Origin of the sequence: Variovorax sp. YR266 (assembly GCF_900107295.1) — a bacterium.
GTDB lineage: Bacteria > Pseudomonadota > Gammaproteobacteria > Burkholderiales > Burkholderiaceae_C > Variovorax.
This window is the reverse complement of sequence record NZ_FNPM01000001.1, coordinates 424,895-445,507: the sequence shown is the minus strand read 5'-3', so window position 1 is coordinate 445,507 and position 20,613 is coordinate 424,895. Positions and strand designations below refer to the sequence as shown.

The window sequence follows — 20,613 nt, the reverse complement described above, 5'->3', positions numbered from 1 at the left end:
CTGGGTTCCTGGAGTTCTGGGTTCCAAGTGAAAACGCCCGCCGGCGCGAAGGCGGGCGGGCGTTGGATGCTAGGGGAAAAAGTCCGTCAGGCGAAGACGCCAGCCGTGTCCTGCATGCGGGCCGACACTTCACCCAGATGGTGCAGCGTGTCGCCGAAGGTCATTTCCATCTGCGTGAGCTTGCGGAAGTAGTGGCTGCCGATGTATTCGTCGGTCACACCGATACCGCCGTGCAGCTGCACCGAGTTGGCGGCCACATAGCGCATCGACACGCCGAGCTGGTACTTGGCGCGGGCCAGCGCCTGGCGGCGCTCGTCGGCCGGGGCGTTGAGCTTGAGCGTCGCGTAGTAGCTCATCGAGCGCGCGAGTTCGAGCTGCATCTTCATGTCGGCGACGCGGTGGCGCAGCGCCTGGAAGGTGGAGATGGTCACGCCGAACTGCTTGCGCTGGTTCATGTAGTCGATGGTGACGGCCACGGTCTTGTCCATCACGCCGACGGCTTCGGCGCAGGTGGCGGCAATGCCGACGTCCACGGCGTACTCGAGCGCGGCCAGGCCGTCGAGCGTGACCAGCGTGGCGTCGGCCTTGTTGAACACCACTTCGGCGGCACGGGCGCCGTCCTGCGTGCCGTAGCCGCGGGCTTCGACACCGCTGGCGCTGCGCTCGACCAGGAAGAGGGCGATCTTGCCGTCGACCTTGGCGGGCACGAGATAAGCGTCGGCTTCGTCGCCCACGGGCACCACGCTCTTGGCGCCGTTCAGCGACCAGCCGGTGCCGGTCTTTGCTGCGTGGGCGTCGCACACGTCGAGGCGGTAGCGTGCCTTGCGTTCCTGGTACGCCAGCACCACGATGGCCTGGCCGCCCGCGATGCGCGGCAGCCAGCTGTCCTTGGTGTCGGCAGTGGCATAGCCGCTGAGCACGGCACCGGCGATCAGCGTCTGCGCGAAGGGCTCCAGCACGATGCCGCGGCCCAGCTCTTCCATCACGACCATGCCCGCCACCGGGCCCATGCCCAGGCCGCCGTCGTCCTCGCTGATGTAGAGGCCGCCCAGGCCGAGCTCGGCCAGTTCGTCCCAGGCCTCGCGAGAGAAGCCGCCCTTGGCCTCGATGCCGCGGCGGCGCTCGAAGTCATAGCCCTTGTCGACCCACTTGCGAACGGCGTCGCGCAGTTGTTCCTGGTCGTCGGAAAAATTGAAATCCATGTTCGTGTCTCCTCAGCCCAGAACCGTCTGCGCGACGATGTTGCGTTGCACTTCGTTCGAGCCACCGTAGATGGTGGTCTTGCGCATGTTGAAGAAGGTCGACGTCAGCGGCGCGAGCGCCGGGTTGCCGCCCGGGAAGTTGCCCTGCCAGCCGGCTTCCATCGCCTCGCGGATCAGCGGCAGCGAATAGGGGCCGCCGGCCAGCATCATCAGTTCGCTGTAGCGCTGCTGGATCTCGCTGCCGCGGATCTTGAGCAGGCCAGCCACGTCGAGCGAGTTCTTGCCCGAGGTGGCGGCGGACAGCACGCGCAGCACCATCATCTCGAGCGCGACGATGTCGACTTCGAGCTTGGCGATCTCGTCGCGGAAGCGATGGTCTTCGTAGACGCCTTCGCTCCTGGCGATGCGCTTCAAGCGCTCGAGCTCGCGCTTGGCGCGGTTCACGTCGGCGATGTTGGTGCGTTCGTGCGAGAGCAGGTGCTTGGCGTAGGTCCAGCCCTTGTTCTCTTCGCCGATCAGGTTCTCGGCGGGCACTTCGACGTTGTCGAAGAACACTTCGTTCACTTCATGGCCGCCGTCGAGCAGCTTGATCGGGCGCACGGTGACGCCGGGCGACTTCATGTCGAGCAGCAGGAAGCTGATGCCGGTCTGGGGCTTGCCTTCGTTGCTGGTGCGCACGAGGTTGAACATCCAGTCGCCGTACTGCCCGAGCGTGGTCCAGGTCTTCTGGCCGTTGACGATGTACTTGTCGCCTTTGCGCTCGGCCTTTGTCTTGACAGACGCCAGGTCGGAGCCCGAACCGGGTTCGCTGTAGCCCTGGCTCCACCAGACTTCGCCGCTGGCGATGCCAGGGAGGAAGCGCTTCTGCTGCTCGGCATTGCCGAAGGCCATGATCACCGGTGCGACCATCACGGGGCCGAACGGGACGATGCGCGGTGCGCCGGCGAGGGCGGTTTCTTCCTCGAACAGATGGCGCTGGACGGCGGTCCAGCCCGGGCCGCCGAACTCGGTGGGCCAGCCGTAGCCCAGCCAGCCCTTCTTGCCGAGGATCTTGGCCCAGCCTTGCAGATCGTCGCGCGTCAGTTCGAGCGCGTTGTGCACCTTGTGCGAAATCTCCTTGGGGAGGTTTTCTTTGACCCAGGCGCGAACCTCTTCGCGGAACTTCTGTTCTTCGGGTGTGAAGCTCAAATCCATGCGTGCCTCGCTGTGTTGATCGGTTCACCGCAGACGCGGTGTGTCTCCGGAACTGCGAGTTTTAGCACGGTCGTGCTGTGAATCGGTGTCCGCGCGGCGACAAGACACGCGCCACGGATAATCCCGCCTCCCATGAAGAACATCGTGATCCTGATCTCCGGCGGCGGCTCCAACATGGCGGCCATCGTGCGCGCCGCCGAGCGCGACCGCTGGGCCGAGCGTTTCGGCGCTCGCATTGCCGCAGTAGTGAGCAACAAGGCCGAGGCCGGCGGGCTGGCGATCGCCAAGGCCCACGGCATCGACACCGCGGTGGTCCCGCACAAGGATTTCGCCTCCCGCGAGGCCTTCGACGAGGCGCTGGCGAAGGTGATCGACGGCTATGCGCCGGCGCTGGTGGTGCTGGCGGGTTTCATGCGCATCCTGACGCCGGGCTTCGTCGGCCGCTATGCAGGTCGGCTGGTGAATATCCATCCCTCGCTGCTGCCGGCGTTTCCGGGTCTCCACACGCACCAGCGCGCCATCGAGGCGGGCTGCAAGGTGGCGGGCGTGACGGTCCACCAGGTGACCACCGAACTCGACCACGGGCCGATCCTGGCGCAGGCCGTCGTGCCGGTGCTGCCCGATGACACCGCGGCCACCCTGGCCGGGCGGGTCCTGGCGCAGGAGCATCTGTTGTATCCGCGTGCCATCGCCGGATGGTTGTCAGATACATTGAGTCACAAACCTTAAAGTTGTTTATATTCGCGGGTTTTCGGGAGTCCAGAAAGTGAAAACCAAATCGTTGCTGTTGGCCGTTGCCGGCGCTGCCCTGATGGCGGGCTGTGCCGCTCCGGCGCCCGCGCCCGCCCCGGCACCTGCGCCGCCGCCTGAACCGGTCTACCAATGCAACGCAGATGGCGCCCGCTTTGCCGTAGGCCAGCCGCTGACGCCCCAGCTCGAAGCCGCCGCCCGCGTGCGCTCGGGCGCCGGAATCGTGCGAGTGCTGAAGCCTGGCGATGCGGCCACGATGGAACTCAATGGCGGACGGCTCAATCTCGATGTCGACGCCCGCGGCCGCGTAACGGACGTCCGCTGCGGTTGAAGGAATGTGGATTGCTACTGAAAAGGTAGCAATCTTTTGAGTCAGGGCGGGCGTGCGCAGCCTGACTGGCTAGATCGGAATAAATCTTCGCCGGGGCACGCCGTCAATCTCGACGGTTTCGCCGAACATGGCAGCTGGCCGGACCCAGAGGCCGTGGGCGCCATACAGGGCGCGGTACAGCGTCATCGGCTCCAGCGTCTCGCTGTGCCGCACGGTGCCGAGCACTTCGTATTCGCCGCCCTTGTAGTGGCGGTAGCGGCCGAGGGGCGTTTCGATCAGGGGTGGGAGGTCTTCGTCGTTCAACGGGGCTTCTTTCTTCAAAAACTGTCGGGGCTTGATTTGACGGGAGTCGGATGGATCGCGCTGATTTTGTTCACCTGGTTCGACTGAGCGAGCATGCCAGTGCGGACGACAGTGCGCGCTATCGACGCAGCGTCGCGGCCTTTGCCGCGCTCGGCTACCTGTGGGTGCTGGGCTGCCTCGGGCTCTCGGTGGGCCTCATCGTCTGGGTGCTCTCCTCGATCGGGGAGGTGCGATTCAACTTCACACGGGGCTGGCTGCTGCTGTTCGCCGCGGGCCTGCTGTGGGCCACGTTGCGTGCGCTCTGGGTGCGCTTCGACGAGCCTGAGGGCATCGAGCTCCATCGGGAAGACGCGCCGGCACTCTTCGAGGCGCTGGACCGCATTCGCAGCAAGATCAAGGGGCCGCCGGTCCACCACGTCTATCTCGACGACGAATTCAACGCCAGCATCCGGCAGGTGCCGCGCTTCGGGCTGTTCGGCGGCGCGGTCAACTCGCTGAGCATCGGCCTGCCGCTCTTGATGATGCTCGACCGGCGGCGGCTTCTGTCGGTGCTGGCGCACGAGTACGGCCATCTGCGTGGCAACCACGGCAAGCTGAGCGCCTGGATCTACCGCACCCGGCTGTCATGGCTCAAGCTCGACGCCAACCTGCAGCGCAACGAAGGCGTGATGGCGCTGTTCTCGCAGGCCTTCTTCCGCTGGTACTTCCCGCGCTTCGCGGCCAAGACTTTCGCGCTGGCCCGCCAGGACGAGTACGAGGCCGACCGCATCTCGGGCCGGCTGCTGGGCAGTTCCGTGGCGGCGGCCGCGCTGACCGAGATCGCGATCAAGGGCAATTGGTACGCCAACGAATTCTGGCCGTGGCACTGGGCCCGCGCCGAGCACGAGCCGCAGCCGCCGGGCCCGTTCGCGGCCCTGCGCAAGCGCGTGCGCACGCCGCCCGGCGACGACTTCGCGCGCCAGGCGTTGCGCGAGGCGATGCGCCGCGTCAGCGACCTGGAGGACACCCACCCGGTCTTGCGGGACCGCCTGGAGGCGCTCGGCCAGAAGGCGGCCATGCCCGAGTGGTCGATGCGTCCGGCGCTCGAATTGCTGGCCGACCGCAAGAAGTGGATCGAGTATTTCGACAGCCAGTGGCGCCGCGCCCATGCCGCCGACTGGAAGCAGCACCACGCGCACCGGGCGCGCATCCGCGAGCGCATCGCGGTGCTGGCCGCGCGAGGCGAGCGCAACACGCCGGACGAGATGGTCGAATGGGCCGATTCCGAGCGGCGGCTTGACCCGGCAGCTCCTGTGCGCTTGCGCTACGAGAGCGCCCTGCAGATCGCGCCGGAGCATCCCGGCGCGCTGCGGGGACTGGCCCAGATGCTGCCCGCGAGCGATCGCGAGGCGCGCCTTGCCGTGCTCGAGCGCTTGCATGGCTCCGGCGCGGCCAGCCGGTGGTGGGCGGCCAGGAGCGCCGTGGCCTCGCTCGAAGATCCAGACGCGGGCCCGCACGATGAAGAGGCGCTGAAGTTGTGGCGCGGCCGCCTCAAGGAAGCAGAAGAGGCCGAGGAGCGCGCCTGGGAAGAGATCACCGGCACGCCGTTTTTCAGCCAGATCTCGCGGCACGACCTCAACGACTACGAGCTGGGCGAACTGCGGGCTGACCTCGTGCGTTGCCTGCCCGCCTCGCGGGCCTGGCTGGTGCGCAAGAACTTGCGCGAATTCCCGTGGCGCCGTGCCTACATCGTTTTCGTCGAACTGCCGGGGCTCGACGACGAAGACCGCTGGAACCTGTGCCGTCAGCTGGAGCAGACCCTCACGCTGCCAGGCGCTGCGCTGGTGCTGTGGGCTGGTCATTCGCCGAAGCTGGAAGACATCGAACGGGAAGCCTTCGGGGCGGTCTGGACGCGCGGCGCATAGCCCTTCGGGGCAGGCAGGGCGGCGGCTGAGACAATCGGGGGATGCACCCCAAAGCCCTGTTGGAGGCCACCGCCGATCTGGTCGGCCTTGTCCTGAAATTCGATCACCCGGCCGACCAGGTCGTTTCGCGGTTCTTCCGCGACCACCGCGAGTTCGGTCCGCGCGAGCGCGCGACGCTTGCCGAAACCGTCTACACCGTGCTTCGCAAGAAGCTGCTGTTCGACCACCTCTCGCCCTCGGGCAATGGCTCGAAGGAGCGCCGCATGGCGATCCTGGGCTTTCACGGCCCGCGCGACTTTTTGAAGAGCGCTCTCAACGACACCGAGAAGCGCTGGCTCGACAACTGCGACGCCGTCAAGCCGGATGATCTGCTGGAGCGTCATCGCCACAACCTGCCCGAGTGGCTGGTGGCCCCGCTGAAGGCGCAACTGGGCGATGGTTTCTGGCCGCTGGTCGAAGCCCTGCAACAGCCTGCGCCGCTCGACCTGCGCGTCAACGCGCTGACCGACAAGCGCGCGGATGTGAAGGCTGAGCTTGCCAAGGCTGCTATCAAATCGGAAGCGACTCCGTTCTCGCCCTGGGGCTTGCGCATCGACGGCAAGCCGGCGCTGACCAAGCTGGATGCCTTTGTCCGTGGCGCCATCGAGGTGCAGGACGAGGGCTCGCAGTTGCTGGCGCTGCTGCTGGATGCCAAGCGCGGCGAGATGGTGGTCGATTTTTGCGCCGGCGCGGGTGGCAAGACGCTGGCCATTGGCGCGACGATGCGCAATACCGGCCGGCTGTATGCCTTCGACACGTCGGCGCACCGGCTCGACGCGCTCAAGCCGCGGCTGGCGCGCAGCAAGCTCTCGAATGTTCATCCGGCCGCCATTGCCCATGAGTGCGACGACCGTATCAAGCGCTTGGCGGGCAAGATCGACCGCGTGCTGGTCGATGCGCCCTGCTCGGGGTTGGGCACGCTGCGGCGCAATCCCGACCTGAAATGGCGCCAATCGGTCAAGTCGGTCGAGGAATTGACGGTCAAGCAGACCGCCATCCTGCAAAGCGCGGCGCGGCTCGTGAAATCGGGCGGCCGTCTGGTTTACGCCACTTGCAGCGTGCTGCCGGAAGAAAACGAGGCGATTGCGGAGGCTTTCAGCGCCGCCAATCCCGATTTCGTGCCCGTGGATGTGGCGGAATTGCTGCAGGGCCTGAAAATCGAAGGTTTCGAGGCGCTTTGCGCCGGCGGGGAGGGCGCAAAGCGCTACCTGCGCCTGTGGCCGCACCGCCATTCGACCGACGGTTTCTTTGCCGCGGTGTGGAACCGCAAATAGGGGCGGGACTCCAAACTAGGGTTAATCTGCGCTTTTCTTGAAGGTTTAAAGGCTTTGTTTTAGGCCTGCCGCTTTAAAATCGCGGGTTATCTGAAGGCTGCACCTTCGTGTGGCCATGGAGTACCTGACTCAATGTTGCTTCCTGACTCCGCCGTTTTGAACGCGGCCATCCAATGGCTCGGACACGGCCTGTGGGACATCGCATGGTGGCAAGTCGTGCTGTACACGCTCGTCACCACGCACATCACGATTGCCGCGGTCACGATCTTCCTGCACCGCACGCAAACGCACCGGGCCATGGATCTGGGCCCGATCCCGTCGCATTTCTTCCGCTTCTGGCTGTGGCTCGGCACCGGCATGGTGACGAAGGAATGGGTCGCCATTCACCGCAAGCACCACGCCAAGTGCGAAACGCAGGACGACCCGCACAGCCCGCAGGTCAAGGGTATCGACGAAGTGCTCTGGCGCGGCGCCGAGCTGTATCGCGCCGAGTCGAAGAACAAGGAAACGATGGAGCGCTACGGTCACGGCACGCCCGATGACTGGATCGAGCGCAACCTGTATTCGCGTTACAGCTGGCAAGGCGTGGGCCTGATGCTGGTGATCAACCTGGCGTTGTTCGGCACGCTCGGCATGGCCGTGTGGGCTGTGCAGATGCTCTGGATTCCCATCACCGCTGCCGGCGTTATCAACGGCATTGGTCACTACTGGGGCTATCGCAACTTCGAGGCGCCCGACGCCAGCCGCAACATCATGCCCTGGGGCCTGATCATCGGCGGCGAAGAGCTGCACAACAACCACCACACCTACCCGACTTCGGCCAAGTTCTCGGTCAAGAAGTACGAGTTCGACATCGGCTGGATCTACATCCAGGCGCTCCAGAAGCTCGGCTGGGCCAAGGTCAAGAAGGTGCCGCCGAAGATGCTGATGGGCGACATCCAGCCCGTGGCCAACGAGAAGACGCTCGAGGCCGTCATCGCCAACCGCTATGAAGTCATGGCCGGCTATGCGCGCGAAATGCGCCGTGCCACCAGCCAGGAGCTGGATGCGTTGAAGACCAAGGGTGCCGACCTGTCGGTGCTCAAGGCCGCCAAGCGCTGGCTGCACCGCGACGACGACAAGGTGCCTGCTTCGGCTCGCTCGCATGTCGTGCAGGCCCGCGCTGCCCACCCGGTGCTCGACAAGATGGTCACGATGCGCGAAGAGCTGCGTCAGCTGTGGCTGAACACCTCGCAATCGCGCGAGCAGCTGGCGGCTGATCTGGCGGCCTGGTGCCATCGGGCGGAAGCCAGCGGCATTGCCGGTCTGCGCGACTTCTCGACCCGCCTGCGCGCTGCCCGCGCTTAACGGTTCCGCGCTCAATGAAAAAGCCGACCCAGGGTCGGCTTTTTTGTGTCCGCCGTTCTTGCATTGCAAATCGACGGGCAACAAAAAACCCGCTGGGTTAGCAGCGGGTTTTTATTGGGAAAACCGGAGCCGAATTACTTCAGCTTGATTTCCTTGTATTCGACGTGCTTGCGCGCCTTCGGGTCGAACTTCATGATCGACATCTTTTCAGGCATCGTCTTCTTGTTCTTGCTGGTCGTGTAGAAGTGGCCGGTACCCGCGGTGGATTCCAGCTTGATCTTTTCGCGTCCGCCTTTGCTCGTTGCCATGTTTCAGCTCCTTAAGCTTGGCCGCGTGCGCGCAGGTCTGCGAGCACGGCGTCGATGCCGTTTTTGTCGATCAGGCGCAGTGCAGCGCTCGAAACACGCAGGCGAACCCAGCGGTTTTCAGTCTCGACCCAGAAACGGCGGTATTGCAGGTTCGGCAGGAACCGGCGCTTGGTTTTGTTGTTGGCGTGGGAAACGTTGTTTCCGACCATCGGGCCTTTGCCCGTTACGTCGCATACGCGTGCCATGAGGACACTCTTTCTTGAACAGCTGGCACCGGCGCAATCAGGGCGATTGCAGGGTGTTTTGCAGCTTGACCTCGCCAGAAACGGGTGGCGGTACCCCGACTTTGCCGCGGCTCGTGAGAGAGCCTTGTTTCGGCAAAGCCTCGGATTATAGCCCTTTTGGGGGCCGCATTGGCTACAGGGTGCCGTCCTGCTCCAGGAAGCGCTGGGCGTCGAGTGCCGCCATGCAGCCGGTACCAGCGCTCGTGATGGCCTGGCGGTACACGTTGTCCTGCACGTCGCCGGCGGCAAAGACGCCCGGAATGCTGGTCATCGTGGCAAAACCCTGCAGGCCCGAGCGGGTCAGGATGTAGTTGTCCTTCATCTCCAGTTGGCCCTGGAAGATGTCGGTGTTGGGGTGGTGCCCGATGGCGATGAAGCAGCCCTTGAGGTCGATCTGCTCGGTAGCGCCGGTTTGCGTGTTCTTGATCCGGATGCCCGTCACGCCCGAGTCGTCGCCCAGCACCTGGTCGAGTTCGTTGTGCAGCTTCAGCACGATCTTGCCTTCGGCGACCTTCTCCTTGACCTTGTCGATCAGGATGGGTTCGGCGCGGAACTTGTCCCGGCGATGGACCAGCGTCACCTTGTTCGCGATGTTGGCGAGATAGAGTGCTTCTTCGACGGCCGTGTTGCCACCGCCGATCACGCAGACCTCCTGCTCGCGGTAGAAGAAGCCATCGCAGGTCGCGCATGCGGAGACGCCGCGGCCCATGAACTTCTGTTCGGAATCGAGGCCCAGATACTTCGCGGAAGCACCCGTGGCGATGATCAGCGAGTCGCAGGTGTAGGTGCCGCTGTCGCCGGTGAGGGTGAAGGGGCGCTTGCTCAGGTCGACCTTGTTGATGTGGTCGAACACGATCTGCGTCTTGAAGCGTTCGGCGTGCTCCAGGAAGCGCTGCATCAGGTCGGGGCCCTGCACGCCATGAACGTCGGCCGGCCAGTTATCGACCTCGGTCGTGGTCATCAATTGCCCGCCCTGGGCGATGCCAGTGATGAGCAGGGGCTGAAGGTTTGCGCGGGCTGCGTAGACGGCGGCGGTATAGCCGGCCGGACCGGAGCCGAGAATCAAAACCTTGGCGTGTTGGGAAGCGGACATGGGTAGAAAACCTAGGATATGCGCTGCGTCAGCGTGTACATTTTCAGGGTGGTAGCGATATATATGGAGTATCACTGCCCGGTTCAACACCGGGTGAACGGTGTTTTCAATGCGCGCGATTGTAGTAATCCATTGGCTTGCCCTCTGGGTCGCTCCGTGCGCTGTCTCAGGGATTGATAAATGTCGATGCTGTCCAACCTCGAATTGCTTCGGCGCGTTCCTTTGTTCGCGTCGCTGACGGCTACGCAGTCCGCCAGCATCGCGGACGCGATCATCAAGAAGCGCTTCAAGCGCGCAGAAGTCGTCGTGGAGCAGGGCAAGAAGTCCGATGCGCTGTACATCATCCTGACCGGGCGCGCACGCGTCACCAGCGCCGACAGCCGTGGGCGCGAGGTCATCCTTGCCACGCTGCATCCCGGCGACTACCTGGGTGAGATGAGCCTGATCGACGACGAGCCGCACTCGGCCACCGTGCGCACCGAAATCCAGTGCGATGTGCTCATGCTGGGCCGCGACGCCTTCGCGCGTTGCCTGCCCGAGAACTCCTCGATGGCCTACAACATCATGCGCGGCCTGGTGCAGCGCCTGCGTCATGCCGACCGCAAGATCGAGTCGCTGGCGTTGATGGATGTCTACGGACGCGTGGCCCGCTCGCTGCTCGAATTCGCCATCGACGACGGTGCCGGCAATCTCAAGGTGCGCGACAAGATCTCCCGCCAGGACCTGGCCAAGATGGTCGGTGCCTCACGCGAAATGGTGAGCCGCGTGATGAAGGATCTCGAAGAGCGCGGTTTCGTGCAGACCATGGATGACGGATCGATGATCGTCAAGGAACGGCTCCTGTCACTGGCTTGAGCCTCCGGGGCCGGGCCCGCCGTTACCGGCGGTCCCGGCCTTTTGTTGTAGTGTTCGTGCCTCCGGCCCCTGATTTCCCGGGCCGGGCGCCGTGTTTTTCATGACCTATTCGCTCAATACGCTTCAATCTTCTTCTGCTGCCGAGGGGCAACCCGTGCGCATGCGCGCGATGCGCTTCGCTCACGAAATCACGCTGATCGCAGGATTCGCCGCGCTGTTGTTCTGGCTGCTCGCAATGCTGAGCTTCACGCCTTCCGACGCCGCCTGGTCGACTTCGGGCACCGGGGGCGAAATCAAGAACTGGGGCGGCCGTATTGGCGCCTGGCTGGCCGATGGCAGCTACTACGTTGCAGGCTATTCCGTCTGGTGGTGCCTATTCGCCGGGCTGCGCGCCTGGCTGTCGTCGCTGGCCAACTGGCTGCGCGGCGGCGAGCCGTCGTCCGGCGAGCAACCGGCGCCGCGCGGTCGCTTCAACCGCAGCCGTCTCGCCTTCTGGTTCGGCCTCATCCTGCTGCTGTGTGCGAGCACCGTGCTCGAATGGTCGCGCCTGTACCGGCTTGAAGCCCACCTGCCGGGCTCTGGTGGTGGCGCACTGGGCTACCTCGTGGGTCCGGCCAGCGTGCGCTGGATGGGCTTCACTGGTTCGGCGCTGGTGGCCATCGCAGGCGGCGTGATCGGCTCGGCGCTGGTGTTCCGCTTCTCCTGGAGCCTGATCGCCGAGCGCATCGGTGCGCGTGCCTACTCGCTGTTCGAGTCGCGTCGCGAGAAGCGCGAACTGGCCGCCGACATCGCCATGGGCAAGCAGGCCGCCCGCGAGCGTGCCGAGGCCGACGAACCGGCGTTCACGCGCGGTGGCGATCAGGGCCGCTCTGAGCCCTCGCTGGCACCGTCGTCCGGCGCCTTCGACGACGACGAAGAAGAAATCCGCATCGAGCCGCGCCCCAAGCGCCGCCCCCCTTCGCCGCCGGTGCAGATCGAGCCCGCGATGACCGAGGTGCCCAGGAGCGATCGCGTCGTCAAGGAGCGCCAGAAGCCGCTCTTCAAGGAACTGCCCGACAGCAAGTTGCCTCAGGTCGACCTGCTCGATGCCGCGCAGACGCGCCAGGAAACGGTTTCGGCCGACACGCTCGAGATGACCTCGCGCATGATCGAGAAGAAGCTCAAGGACTTCGGCGTCGAGGTGCGCGTGGTACTGGCCTCGCCCGGCCCAGTGATCACCCGCTACGAAATCGAGCCCGCCACCGGCGTCAAGGGTTCGCAGATTCTTGGCCTGGCCAAGGACCTGGCGCGTTCGCTTTCGCTGGTGTCGATCCGCGTGGTCGAAACCATTCCGGGCAAGAACTACATGGCGCTCGAACTGCCGAACGCCAAGCGCCAGTCGATCAAGCTCAGCGAAATCCTGGGCTCGCAGATCTACAACGAAGGCAAGTCGATGCTCACCATGGGCCTCGGCAAGGACATCATCGGCAACCCTGTGGTGGCCGACCTCGCGAAGATGCCGCACGTGCTGGTGGCCGGTACCACCGGTTCGGGCAAGTCGGTCGGTATCAACGCGATGATTCTTTCGCTGCTCTACAAGGCCGAGGCACGCGACGTTCGCCTGCTCATGATCGACCCGAAGATGCTCGAAATGTCGGTCTACGAAGGCATCCCGCACCTGCTGGCGCCCGTGGTCACCGACATGCGACAGGCGGCCCATGGCCTGAACTGGTGCGTGGCCGAGATGGAGCGCCGCTACAAGCTCATGAGTAAGCTCGGCGTGCGCAACCTGGCCGGCTACAACACCAAGATTGACGAAGCCAAGGCGCGCGAGGAGTTCATCTACAACCCCTTCAGCCTCACACCCGACGATCCGGAGCCGCTCAAGCGCGAGCCGCACATCGTCGTCGTGATCGACGAGCTGGCCGACCTGATGATGGTGGTCGGCAAGAAGATCGAAGAGCTGATCGCCCGCCTCGCGCAGAAGGCGCGAGCCGCCGGCATTCACCTCATTCTTGCCACGCAGCGCCCGAGCGTCGACGTGATCACCGGCCTCATCAAGGCCAACATCCCGACCCGCATCGCCTTCCAGGTGTCGAGCAAGATCGACAGCCGCACCATCCTCGACCAGATGGGCGCCGAAGCGCTGCTCGGCATGGGCGACATGCTCTACATGCCCAGTGGCACGGGCCTGCCGATCCGCGTGCACGGCGCCTTCGTGAGCGACGAGGAAGTACACCGCGTGGTGGCCTACCTCAAGAGCCAGGGCGAGCCCGACTACATCGAGGGTGTGCTCGAAGGCGGTACGGTCGATGGCGACGGTGAAGGCGACCTGCTGGGTGGCAGCGATGGCGAAAAAGACCCGATGTACGACCAGGCGGTCGAGGTCGTGCTCAAGAACCGCAAGGCCAGCATCTCGCTGGTGCAGCGCCACCTGAAGATCGGCTACAACCGCGCCGCGCGCCTTGTCGAAGACATGGAAAAGGCGGGCCTCGTCAGCGCCATGAGCGGCAGCGGCCAGCGAGAAATCCTGGTGCCGGCACGCGCAGCGGAGTAATTCGCCGCAGGGCTTTCGAAATTCAGGTTACGTGCTGAAAGGCAATTTGCAAAAGCGCCTTTCAGCATTGCAAATCTTCATCAAGGCCTACACCTGCCGCAATTCGCGGCGGGTAGGGTCGAAGCCGAGTGCCACAGCTATTCAGAGGAATCCAAATTGAAATTGCGTCATTGGCTATTGATCGGCCTCCTGAGTTCCGCCAACGCCTGGGCCGGCGGGCTCGAAAGCCTTGAAACCTTCGTGAAGACGGTCAAATCCGGCCGCGCCGATTTCACCCAGACCGTGACCGCCCCGGCACGCGAGGGGCAACCGGGCCGCACCAAGACATCGACCGGCACCTTCGAATTCCAGCGCCCCGGCAAATTCAAGTTCGACTACCAGAAGCCCTTTGCGCAGAACATCGTGGCCGACGGCAAGACGCTGTGGCTCTACGACGCCGACCTGAACCAGGTCACGCAGCGCGCGCAGGCGCAGGCGCTGGGCTCCACGCCCGCGGCGCTGATTGCCGCCGCGCCCGATCTGCGAGCCTTGCAGGCCGATTTCACGCTCGAAGCCGCGCCGGAGCGCGACGGCCTGCAGTGGGTCAAGGCAACGCCGAAGAACAAGGACGGCCAACTGCAGAGCGTGCAGGTCGGCTTCCAGGGCGATGCGCTGGCGGCGCTTGAAATCCTCGACAGCTTCGGCCAACGCTCGGTGCTCAAGTTCAGCAAGGTCGAGGTGAACCCCTCGTTGCCGGCCAGCGTGTTCGACTTCAAGCCGCCGGCCGGCGCGGACGTCGTCAAGCAATAAGCCACAGGCTTGGCCAACACTGCTCATCAACCCCTTGCCGAGCGCCTGCGTCCCAAGACGCTGGGCGAGGTGATCGGCCAGCAGCACCTGCTCGGCCCGGGCATGCCGCTGCGCATCGCCTTCGAGTCAGGTCAGCCGCACTCCTGCATCCTCTGGGGGCCGCCAGGCACCGGCAAGACCACCATTGCGCGGCTCATGGCCGATGCCTTCGACGCACAGTTCCTGAGCATCAGCGCGGTGCTGGGTGGCGTGAAGGACATCCGCGAAGCCGTCGACCGTGCCACCTCCGCGCGCGACGGGCTGGAGCAGCGGCGCACCATCATCTTCGTGGACGAGGTGCACCGCTTCAACAAGAGCCAGCAGGACGCCTTCCTGCCGCACGTGGAGTCGGGCCTCTTCACCTTCATCGGCGCGACCACCGAGAACCCTTCGTTCGAAGTCAATTCGGCCTTGCTCTCGCGTGCAGCCGTCTACGTGCTGCAGTCGCTGGGCGAAGACGACCTCAAGCAGATCGTGGCGCGCGCGCAGGCCATCCAGGCCGTGCCCGCCATCGACGCCGCAGCGGTCGACCGCCTCGTGGCCTATGCCGACGGCGATGCGCGCCGGCTCCTCAACACGCTCGAAACGCTCGCCGTCGCGGCCCGTGCCGAAAAGCTCGACCACATCACCGACGAGTGGCTGCTGCGCGTGCTCGGCGAGCGCATGCGGCGTTACGACAAGGGCGGCGAACAGTTCTACGACACCATCAGCGCGCTGCACAAATCCGTGCGCGGCAGCGACCCCGATGCCGCGCTCTACTGGTTCGTGCGCATGCTCGACGGTGGTGCCGATCCGCGCTACATGGCGCGCCGATTGGTTCGCATGGCCAGCGAAGACATCGGCCTGGCCGATCCGCGCGCGCTGCGCCTGGCGCTCGATGCGGCCGAGGTGTACGAACGCCTGGGCACGCCCGAGGGCGAACTGGCGCTGGCCGAATGCGTGGTCTACCTCGCGATCGCGCCCAAGTCGAACGCCGTCTACAAGGCCTACAACGCGGTGCGTGCCCTTGTGAAGACGGACAGCACACGCCCGGTGCCCATGCACCTGCGCAATGCACCCACCAAGCTCATGAAGGAACTCGACTACGGCAAGGGTTATCGCTATGCGCACGACGAGGAGGGCGGTTTCGCCGCCGGCGAGCGCTACCTTCCCGACGGGCTGGAAGGCCAGGTTTTCTACGAACCTGTAGAGCGTGGACTCGAGATCCGCATCGCGGAAAAGCTGCGCGAACTGCGCCGCCGGAACGCCGAAGGCAACGGCTGACAAGATCGTCGATACCCGCATCGATACCGTCTTGCAGCATGCGCGCAAAGCGTGCATGACCCCACGCGCATACAGCATGACGTGAGCGGGTAAACCCCGGTCCAAGCGCACCAAATCAGCGCTGGTGCGTGCTTACAATCCCGCCCACAAATCCGCCAGCGACACATGTTGGCTGGTTTTTTGCTTGTCAGCTCAGGGGCGCCAAACCGGTGCCCTGGTGGGTGAATGGCACCCCGCAACGGTGCAACACATAGGGAATCGCGATATGGACATTTTGCTGCAGCAGATCATCAACGGTCTGGTTCTCGGCAGCATGTATGCCTTGATAGCCTTGGGCTACACCATGGTGTACGGCATCATCAATCTGATCAACTTTGCGCACGGAGAAGTGCTGATGGTCGGGGCTCTCACGAGCTGGACCATCATCGGGCTCATGAAGGACGGCATGCCCAACACACCGGGCTGGCTGATCCTCCTCATCGCGTTGATCATTGCCTGCGTTGTCGCGGCAACCCTCAACTTCGTGATCGAGAAAGTGGCCTACCGGCCGCTGCGCAACAGCCCCAAGCTCGCGCCGCTGATCACCGCCATCGGCATGTCGATCCTGCTGCAGACGCTGGCAATGATCATCTGGAAGCCGACCAACAAGGCGTATCCCAACCTGCTGTCGACCGATCCCATCCACGTGGGCGGTGCGGTGATCTCGCCCACGCAGGTGATGATCCTCAGCGTCACGGCGTTCTCGCTCGTGGTGCTCATGTGGCTGGTCAACTACACCAAGCTCGGCCGCGCAATGCGCGCCACCGCCGAGAACCCGCGCGTCGCCGCGCTCATGGGCATCCGCCCCGACATGGTCATCTCGGCCACCTTCATCATCGGCGCTGTGCTCGCGGCCATCGCCGGCGTGATGTACGCGTCCAACTACGGCATCGCGCAGCACGCGATGGGCTTCCTGCCCGGCCTCAAGGCCTTCACGGCTGCCGTGTTCGGCGGCATCGGCAACCTGGCCGGCGCGGTGGTCGGCGGCATCCTGCTCGGCCTTATCGAGGCTATCGGCTCGGGCTACATCGGCACCATCACGGGCGGTGTGCTGGGCAGCAACTACAGCGACATCTTCGCGTTCATCGTGCTGATCGTCATGCTCACGCTGCGTCCGTCCGGCCTGCTCGGCGAACGCGTGGCGGACCGTGCGTAAGGAGCGAGACATGAAGAACAGCAAGAACCTCGCCCTCTACGTCATCGGCATCATCGCGGTGCTCGCGCTGCCCCTGCTGCTGCAGATGCAGGGCAACGCCTGGGTGCGCATCGCCGACATCGCACTGCTCTACGTGCTGCTGGCCCTGGGCCTGAACATCGTGGTCGGCTACGCCGGCCTGCTCGACCTGGGCTACGTCGCCTTCTTCGCGGTGGGGGCCTACCTCTTCGCGCTCATGGGCTCGTCGCACCTGACCGAGACCTTCCCGTGGTTCGCGCAGATGTTCCCGAACGGCATGCACACCTCGCTGCTGATCGTGATACCGCTGGCGCTGGTGGTGGCCGCCGTGCTCGGCGTGCTGCTCGGTGCGCCCACGCTCAAGCTGCGCGGCGACTACCTCGCCATCGTCACGCTGGGCTTCGGCGAAATCATCCGCGTGTTCCTGAACAACCTCGACCAACCGGTCAACATCACCAACGGTCCGAAGGGCATCACGGCCATCGACTCCATCAAGTTCTGGGGCCTGGACCTCGGCAAGGCATGGAAGTTCGACGGCTTCTCGATCTCGTCGGTCTCGCTGTACTACTACCTGTTCCTTGCGCTGGTGATCGCCACCGTGATCATTTCGCACCGCCTGCAGGTCTCGCGCATCGGCCGCGCCTGGATGGCCATCCGCGAAGATGAAATCGCCGCCAAGGCGATGGGCATCAACACCCGCAACATGAAGCTGCTGGCATTCGGCATGGGCGCGAGCTTCGGCGGCGTGTCGGGCGCGATGTTCGCGGCCTTCCAGGGCTTCGTGTCGCCCGAATCCTTCAGCCTGATGGAGTCGGTGATGATCGTGGCCATGGTCGTGCTCGGCGGCATCGGCCATCTGCCCGGCGTCATTCTCGGTGCCGTGCTGCTCGCAGCGCTGCCCGAAGTGCTGCGCTACGTTGCCGGTCCGCTGCAGTCGCTGACCGGTGGCCGCCTCGACGCGTCCATCCTGCGCCAGCTCTTCATTGCACTCGCCATGATCATCATCATGCTGGTGCGTCCGCGCGGCCTCTGGCCCTCGCCGGAGCACGGCAAGACGCTGACGAAGAAGGGCGGCGTGCCCGTCGACCCGGCCCATGCGGCCGTGGCCCCCGGATCGCTGCAAACGCACGCGCCGGGCATCGATACGCCTGCCGACGAAGTGCCGGGTGCGGCTTCGCGTCCCATGTCGATCAATCCCTGAACGCCGAAGGAAAAATCAACATGACGACAGATACCATCCTCGACGTTCGTGGAATTTCCAAGCGCTTCGGCGGGCTGCAAGCCCTGTCCGACGTGGGCATCACCATCAAGCGCGGCCAGGTCTACGGCCTGATCGGCCCCAACGGCGCAGGCAAGACCACCTTCTTCAACGTGATCACCGGGCTGTACACGCCCGACAGCGGCACCTTCGAGCTCGCGGGCAAGCCCTACCAGCCGACGGCCGTGCATGAAGTGGCCAAGGCCGGCATTGCACGCACCTTCCAGAACATCCGCCTCTTCGCCGAAATGACGGCGCTGGAGAACGTGATGGTCGGGCGCCACATCCGCACGCAGTCGGGCATCTTCGGCGCCATGCTGCGCACGGGCAGCTTCAAGGCTGAAGAGAAGGCCATTGCGAAGCGCGCACAGGAACTGCTCGACTACGTGGGCATCGGCAAGTTCGCCGACTACAAGGCGCGCACGCTGTCGTACGGCGACCAGCGCCGCCTCGAAATTGCACGCGCACTGGCCACCGACCCGCAGCTCATCGCGCTCGACGAACCCGCCGCCGGCATGAACTCCACCGAGAAGGTGCTGCTGCGCGAACTGATCGACCGCATCCGCAAGGACGACCGCACCATCCTGATCATCGAACACGACGTCAAGCTCATCATGGGCCTGTGCGACCGCGTCACCGTGCTGGACTACGGCAAGCAGATTGCCGAAGGTACGCCCGCCGACGTGCAGAAGAATGAAAAAGTGATTGAGGCCTACCTCGGCACGGGAGGCCACTGAAATGAGCACCGCAACCATGACAAGCGCTGAAGAAGCAACCCGGGCCAATGCCGCACAAGCCAAGGCCACCGGCAAGACGCTGTTGAAGGTCTCCGGCCTGAAGGTCGGCTACGGTGGCATCCAGGCCGTCAAGGGCGTGGACTTCGAGGTGCGCGAAGGCGAACTGGTGTCGCTGATCGGCTCCAACGGCGCCGGCAAGACCACCACCATGAAGGCCATCACCGGCACGCTGCCGGCCGGGGCCGGCAACATCGAGTTCCTGGGCCGCAGCATCAAGGGCCGCGGCGCGTGGGACCTGGTGGAAGAGGGCCTCGTGATGGTGCCCGAAGGCCGTGGCGTGTTCACGCGCATGACCATCACCGAGAACCTGCAGATCGGCGCCTACATCCGCAAGGACAAGGCCGCCATCGCGAGCGACATGGAGCGCGTGTTCGTCACCTTCCCGCGCCTGCGCGAGCGCAAGGACCAGCTGGCCGGCACCATGTCGGGCGGCGAACAGCAGATGCTGGCCATGGGCCGCGCGCTGATGGCGCGCCCCAAGGTGCTGCTGCTGGACGAACCCACCATGGGCCTGTCGCCGATCATGTGCGACAAGATCTTCGAGGTGGTGCAGACCGTGGCCTCGCAGGGCGTCACGATCCTGCTGGTGGAGCAGAACGCCAACCGCGCACTGCAGCTGGCCGACCGTGGCTACGTGATGGAGTCCGGCCTCATCACGATGAACGGCGATGCCAAGGAACTGCTGAGCGACCCGCGCGTGCGGGCCGCTTACTTGGGCGAGTAGTCCCGGTCTCTTCAAGAAATACCGCGGAACCGGCTTTGCCGGGCCGCCGGTATTGCCCCCTGCAAGGGGGAAGGCGAAGCGACACGAAGTGCGCGCAGCCTGGGGGTTAGTCCACTTTCGCGCCGGTGGCCTTGACCACCGCTTCGTACTTGGAGAGTTCGCTCTTCATGAAAGCGCCGAACTGCTCCGGCGAGTTGGCCACAGGCTCCGCCAGCAGTCCGGCGAAGCGCGTCTTCGTTTCCGGTGCGTTCAGGGCCGCTACGAAGGCCTGATTGAGCTTCACGACCACGTCGTGCGGCGTACCCGCTGGCGCGACCAGGCCCCACCAGGTGTCGATCGAGAAGCCCTTGAGCGTGTCGGCGATGGGCGGCACATCGGGCAGCGAAGCGCTGCGCTGCAGCGTCGTCACCGCAATCGCCTTCAGCTTGCCCGAGCGGATGTTCGGCGCGGCGGTGGCGAGGTTGTCGAAGTTGAAATCGACCTGCCCCGAGATCAGCGCCAGTTGCGCCGGGCTGCCGCCGTTGTACGGAATGTGCAGCGCGAAGATGCCTGCTTCCTTCTTGAACAGCTCGCCCGCCAGGTGCCCCGCGCTGCCGTTGCCGCCGCTGCCGTAGTTGAGCTTGGCCGGGTTGGCCTTGGCATAGCGGATCAGGTCGGCCACGCTGTTGATGTTCAGGCGCTTGGCCGTGTCGGCGTTCATCACCAGCACGTTGGGCACGCGGACCATCTGCGTGATCGGCGCGAAGTCGGTCGCGGCGTTGAACGGAATCTTGTTGTAGAGCCACGGATTCACCGCGTTGGTGGCGGTGGCCGCGATGCCGATCGTCAGGCCGTCGGCGGGCGCCTTTGCCACGATATCGGCGCCGATGTTGCCGCCCGCCCCGGGCTTGTTGTCGATGATGACCGGGCCCAGCGTGTCCTTGACGCGTTCGGCCAGGATGCGAGCCGTGTTGTCGATCGGGCCGCCTGCGGCGTAGGGAACGACGAGGCGGATGGGGCGCTGTTGCTGCGCCATGGCGTGGCCGGCACCCAGCAGGGCGGTGGTGCTTGCGATCAGGGTGAGGAGGAAGTGTCTCGTTTTCATTTTTTCTTGGGATTCTCTTTTTGGTT

At 64.8% G+C, this 20,613-nt stretch carries 20 protein-coding genes; 13 read left to right on the top strand and 7 right to left on the bottom strand.

Annotated features, from left to right (window positions below):
* Positions 1-86: 86 nt before the first annotated feature.
* Both BLW48_RS02110 and BLW48_RS02105 read right to left on the bottom strand, forming a co-directional pair.
* Entirely contained in the window at positions 87-1,202 is a 1,116-nt protein-coding gene (locus BLW48_RS02110) for an acyl-CoA dehydrogenase family protein (RefSeq protein WP_093172347.1), read from the bottom strand.
* Between the two features lie 12 nt (positions 1,203-1,214).
* Complete coding sequence (locus tag BLW48_RS02105; RefSeq protein ID WP_093048951.1) at positions 1,215-2,396, bottom strand: acyl-CoA dehydrogenase family protein; 1,182 nt, start codon at positions 2,394-2,396, stop codon at positions 1,215-1,217.
* A 132-nt stretch (positions 2,397-2,528) separates the two neighbouring features.
* On the opposite strand from BLW48_RS02105, the gene purN reads away from it, so the two are divergent.
* Positions 2,529-3,125 carry a phosphoribosylglycinamide formyltransferase gene (purN, locus tag BLW48_RS02100; RefSeq protein WP_093048954.1) on the top strand — a complete coding sequence of 199 codons (597 nt, stop codon included), beginning with the start codon at positions 2,529-2,531 and terminating at the stop codon, positions 3,123-3,125.
* Positions 3,126-3,162: 37 nt separating this feature from the next.
* The gene (locus BLW48_RS02095; RefSeq protein WP_093048957.1) at positions 3,163-3,477 is read left to right on the top strand and encodes an I78 family peptidase inhibitor; all 315 of its coding nucleotides are present in this window, start codon (positions 3,163-3,165) and stop codon (positions 3,475-3,477) included.
* Positions 3,478-3,546: 69 nt separating this feature from the next.
* On the opposite strand, the gene BLW48_RS02090 is transcribed toward BLW48_RS02095, so the two are convergent.
* A complete protein-coding gene (locus BLW48_RS02090) occupies positions 3,547-3,780 on the bottom strand; it encodes a DUF1653 domain-containing protein (protein ID WP_093048960.1) in 234 nt (77 codons plus the stop codon).
* Positions 3,781-3,830: 50 nt separating this feature from the next.
* Between BLW48_RS02090 and BLW48_RS02085 the strand changes: the two genes are divergently transcribed.
* The 3 genes from BLW48_RS02085 (at position 3,831) to BLW48_RS02075 (ending at position 8,344) form a co-directional block, all read left to right on the top strand.
* A complete protein-coding gene (locus BLW48_RS02085) occupies positions 3,831-5,684 on the top strand; it encodes a M48 family metallopeptidase (protein WP_093075750.1) in 1,854 nt (617 codons plus the stop codon).
* A 41-nt stretch (positions 5,685-5,725) separates the two neighbouring features.
* The gene (locus BLW48_RS02080; RefSeq protein WP_093172345.1) at positions 5,726-6,997 is read left to right on the top strand and encodes an RsmB/NOP family class I SAM-dependent RNA methyltransferase; all 1,272 of its coding nucleotides are present in this window, start codon (positions 5,726-5,728) and stop codon (positions 6,995-6,997) included.
* A gap of 132 nt (positions 6,998-7,129) precedes the next feature.
* Positions 7,130-8,344 carry a DesA family fatty acid desaturase gene (locus BLW48_RS02075; protein ID WP_093048969.1) on the top strand — a complete coding sequence of 405 codons (1,215 nt, stop codon included), beginning with the start codon at positions 7,130-7,132 and terminating at the stop codon, positions 8,342-8,344.
* A 134-nt stretch (positions 8,345-8,478) separates the two neighbouring features.
* Here the strand turns inward: BLW48_RS02075 and rpmG are convergent, their stop codons facing one another.
* The 3 genes from rpmG to trxB form a co-directional block, all read right to left on the bottom strand.
* Positions 8,479-8,652: a 50S ribosomal protein L33 gene (rpmG, locus tag BLW48_RS02070; protein WP_007830291.1), complete on the bottom strand. Its 174-nt coding sequence runs from the start codon at positions 8,650-8,652 to the stop codon at positions 8,479-8,481.
* Between the two features lie 11 nt (positions 8,653-8,663).
* Positions 8,664-8,897 (bottom strand): 50S ribosomal protein L28, encoded by a 234-nt coding sequence (rpmB, locus tag BLW48_RS02065; protein ID WP_007830293.1) that lies wholly within the window; start codon positions 8,895-8,897, stop codon positions 8,664-8,666.
* A 172-nt stretch (positions 8,898-9,069) separates the two neighbouring features.
* The gene (trxB, locus tag BLW48_RS02060) at positions 9,070-10,029 is read right to left on the bottom strand and encodes a thioredoxin-disulfide reductase (RefSeq protein WP_093075748.1); all 960 of its coding nucleotides are present in this window, start codon (positions 10,027-10,029) and stop codon (positions 9,070-9,072) included.
* A 180-nt stretch (positions 10,030-10,209) separates the two neighbouring features.
* Between trxB and BLW48_RS02055 the strand changes: the two genes are divergently transcribed.
* From BLW48_RS02055 to BLW48_RS02020, 8 genes are all read left to right on the top strand, one after another.
* Positions 10,210-10,884, top strand: a complete 675-nt coding sequence (locus BLW48_RS02055) for a Crp/Fnr family transcriptional regulator (protein ID WP_093048975.1) — start codon at positions 10,210-10,212, stop codon at positions 10,882-10,884.
* 100 nt (positions 10,885-10,984) lie between these two features.
* Positions 10,985-13,420: a DNA translocase FtsK gene (locus BLW48_RS02050; protein ID WP_093048978.1), complete on the top strand. Its 2,436-nt coding sequence runs from the start codon at positions 10,985-10,987 to the stop codon at positions 13,418-13,420.
* Between the two features lie 156 nt (positions 13,421-13,576).
* Entirely contained in the window at positions 13,577-14,209 is a 633-nt protein-coding gene (gene lolA, locus BLW48_RS02045; RefSeq protein WP_093172343.1) for an outer membrane lipoprotein periplasmic chaperone LolA, read from the top strand.
* Positions 14,210-14,218: 9 nt separating this feature from the next.
* Positions 14,219-15,511 (top strand): replication-associated recombination protein A, encoded by a 1,293-nt coding sequence (locus BLW48_RS02040; RefSeq protein ID WP_093075747.1) that lies wholly within the window; start codon positions 14,219-14,221, stop codon positions 15,509-15,511.
* A gap of 265 nt (positions 15,512-15,776) precedes the next feature.
* Positions 15,777-16,706: a branched-chain amino acid ABC transporter permease gene (locus BLW48_RS02035; RefSeq protein WP_093048988.1), complete on the top strand. Its 930-nt coding sequence runs from the start codon at positions 15,777-15,779 to the stop codon at positions 16,704-16,706.
* A gap of 10 nt (positions 16,707-16,716) precedes the next feature.
* Entirely contained in the window at positions 16,717-17,925 is a 1,209-nt protein-coding gene (locus BLW48_RS02030) for a branched-chain amino acid ABC transporter permease (protein ID WP_093048991.1), read from the top strand.
* Between the two features lie 20 nt (positions 17,926-17,945).
* Positions 17,946-18,719, top strand: coding sequence for an ABC transporter ATP-binding protein (locus tag BLW48_RS02025; RefSeq protein ID WP_093048994.1), 774 nt, complete (start codon positions 17,946-17,948; stop codon positions 18,717-18,719).
* 16 nt (positions 18,720-18,735) lie between these two features.
* Positions 18,736-19,503: an ABC transporter ATP-binding protein gene (locus BLW48_RS02020; RefSeq protein WP_093050343.1), complete on the top strand. Its 768-nt coding sequence runs from the start codon at positions 18,736-18,738 to the stop codon at positions 19,501-19,503.
* Positions 19,504-19,609: 106 nt separating this feature from the next.
* Here BLW48_RS02020 and BLW48_RS02015 read toward each other — a convergent pair whose 3' ends face one another.
* Positions 19,610-20,587, bottom strand: a complete 978-nt coding sequence (locus BLW48_RS02015) for a Bug family tripartite tricarboxylate transporter substrate binding protein (RefSeq protein ID WP_093172341.1) — start codon at positions 20,585-20,587, stop codon at positions 19,610-19,612.
* Positions 20,588-20,613 lie beyond the last annotated feature (26 nt).

Bases quoted from the DNA above. Each gene is read 5' to 3' on its own strand.
- BLW48_RS02110 (WP_093172347.1), bottom strand. From the start codon at position 1,202: ATGGATTTCAATTTTTCCGACGACCAGGAACAACTGCGCGACGCCGTT.
- BLW48_RS02105 (WP_093048951.1), bottom strand. From the start codon at position 2,396: ATGGATTTGAGCTTCACACCCGAAGAACAGAAGTTCCGCGAAGAGGTT.
- purN (WP_093048954.1), top strand. From the start codon at position 2,529: ATGAAGAACATCGTGATCCTGATCTCCGGCGGCGGCTCCAACATGGCG.
- BLW48_RS02085 (WP_093075750.1), top strand. From the start codon at position 3,831: ATGGATCGCGCTGATTTTGTTCACCTGGTTCGACTGAGCGAGCATGCC.
- BLW48_RS02080 (WP_093172345.1), top strand. From the start codon at position 5,726: ATGCACCCCAAAGCCCTGTTGGAGGCCACCGCCGATCTGGTCGGCCTT.
- BLW48_RS02075 (WP_093048969.1), top strand. From the start codon at position 7,130: ATGTTGCTTCCTGACTCCGCCGTTTTGAACGCGGCCATCCAATGGCTC.
- rpmG (WP_007830291.1), bottom strand. From the start codon at position 8,652: ATGGCAACGAGCAAAGGCGGACGCGAAAAGATCAAGCTGGAATCCACC.
- rpmB (WP_007830293.1), bottom strand. From the start codon at position 8,897: ATGGCACGCGTATGCGACGTAACGGGCAAAGGCCCGATGGTCGGAAAC.
- trxB (WP_093075748.1), bottom strand. From the start codon at position 10,029: ATGTCCGCTTCCCAACACGCCAAGGTTTTGATTCTCGGCTCCGGTCCG.
- BLW48_RS02055 (WP_093048975.1), top strand. From the start codon at position 10,210: ATGTCGATGCTGTCCAACCTCGAATTGCTTCGGCGCGTTCCTTTGTTC.
- BLW48_RS02050 (WP_093048978.1), top strand. From the start codon at position 10,985: ATGACCTATTCGCTCAATACGCTTCAATCTTCTTCTGCTGCCGAGGGG.
- BLW48_RS02035 (WP_093048988.1), top strand. From the start codon at position 15,777: ATGGACATTTTGCTGCAGCAGATCATCAACGGTCTGGTTCTCGGCAGC.
- BLW48_RS02030 (WP_093048991.1), top strand. From the start codon at position 16,717: ATGAAGAACAGCAAGAACCTCGCCCTCTACGTCATCGGCATCATCGCG.
- BLW48_RS02025 (WP_093048994.1), top strand. From the start codon at position 17,946: ATGACGACAGATACCATCCTCGACGTTCGTGGAATTTCCAAGCGCTTC.
- BLW48_RS02020 (WP_093050343.1), top strand. From the start codon at position 18,736: ATGACAAGCGCTGAAGAAGCAACCCGGGCCAATGCCGCACAAGCCAAG.
- BLW48_RS02015 (WP_093172341.1), bottom strand. From the start codon at position 20,587: ATGAAAACGAGACACTTCCTCCTCACCCTGATCGCAAGCACCACCGCC.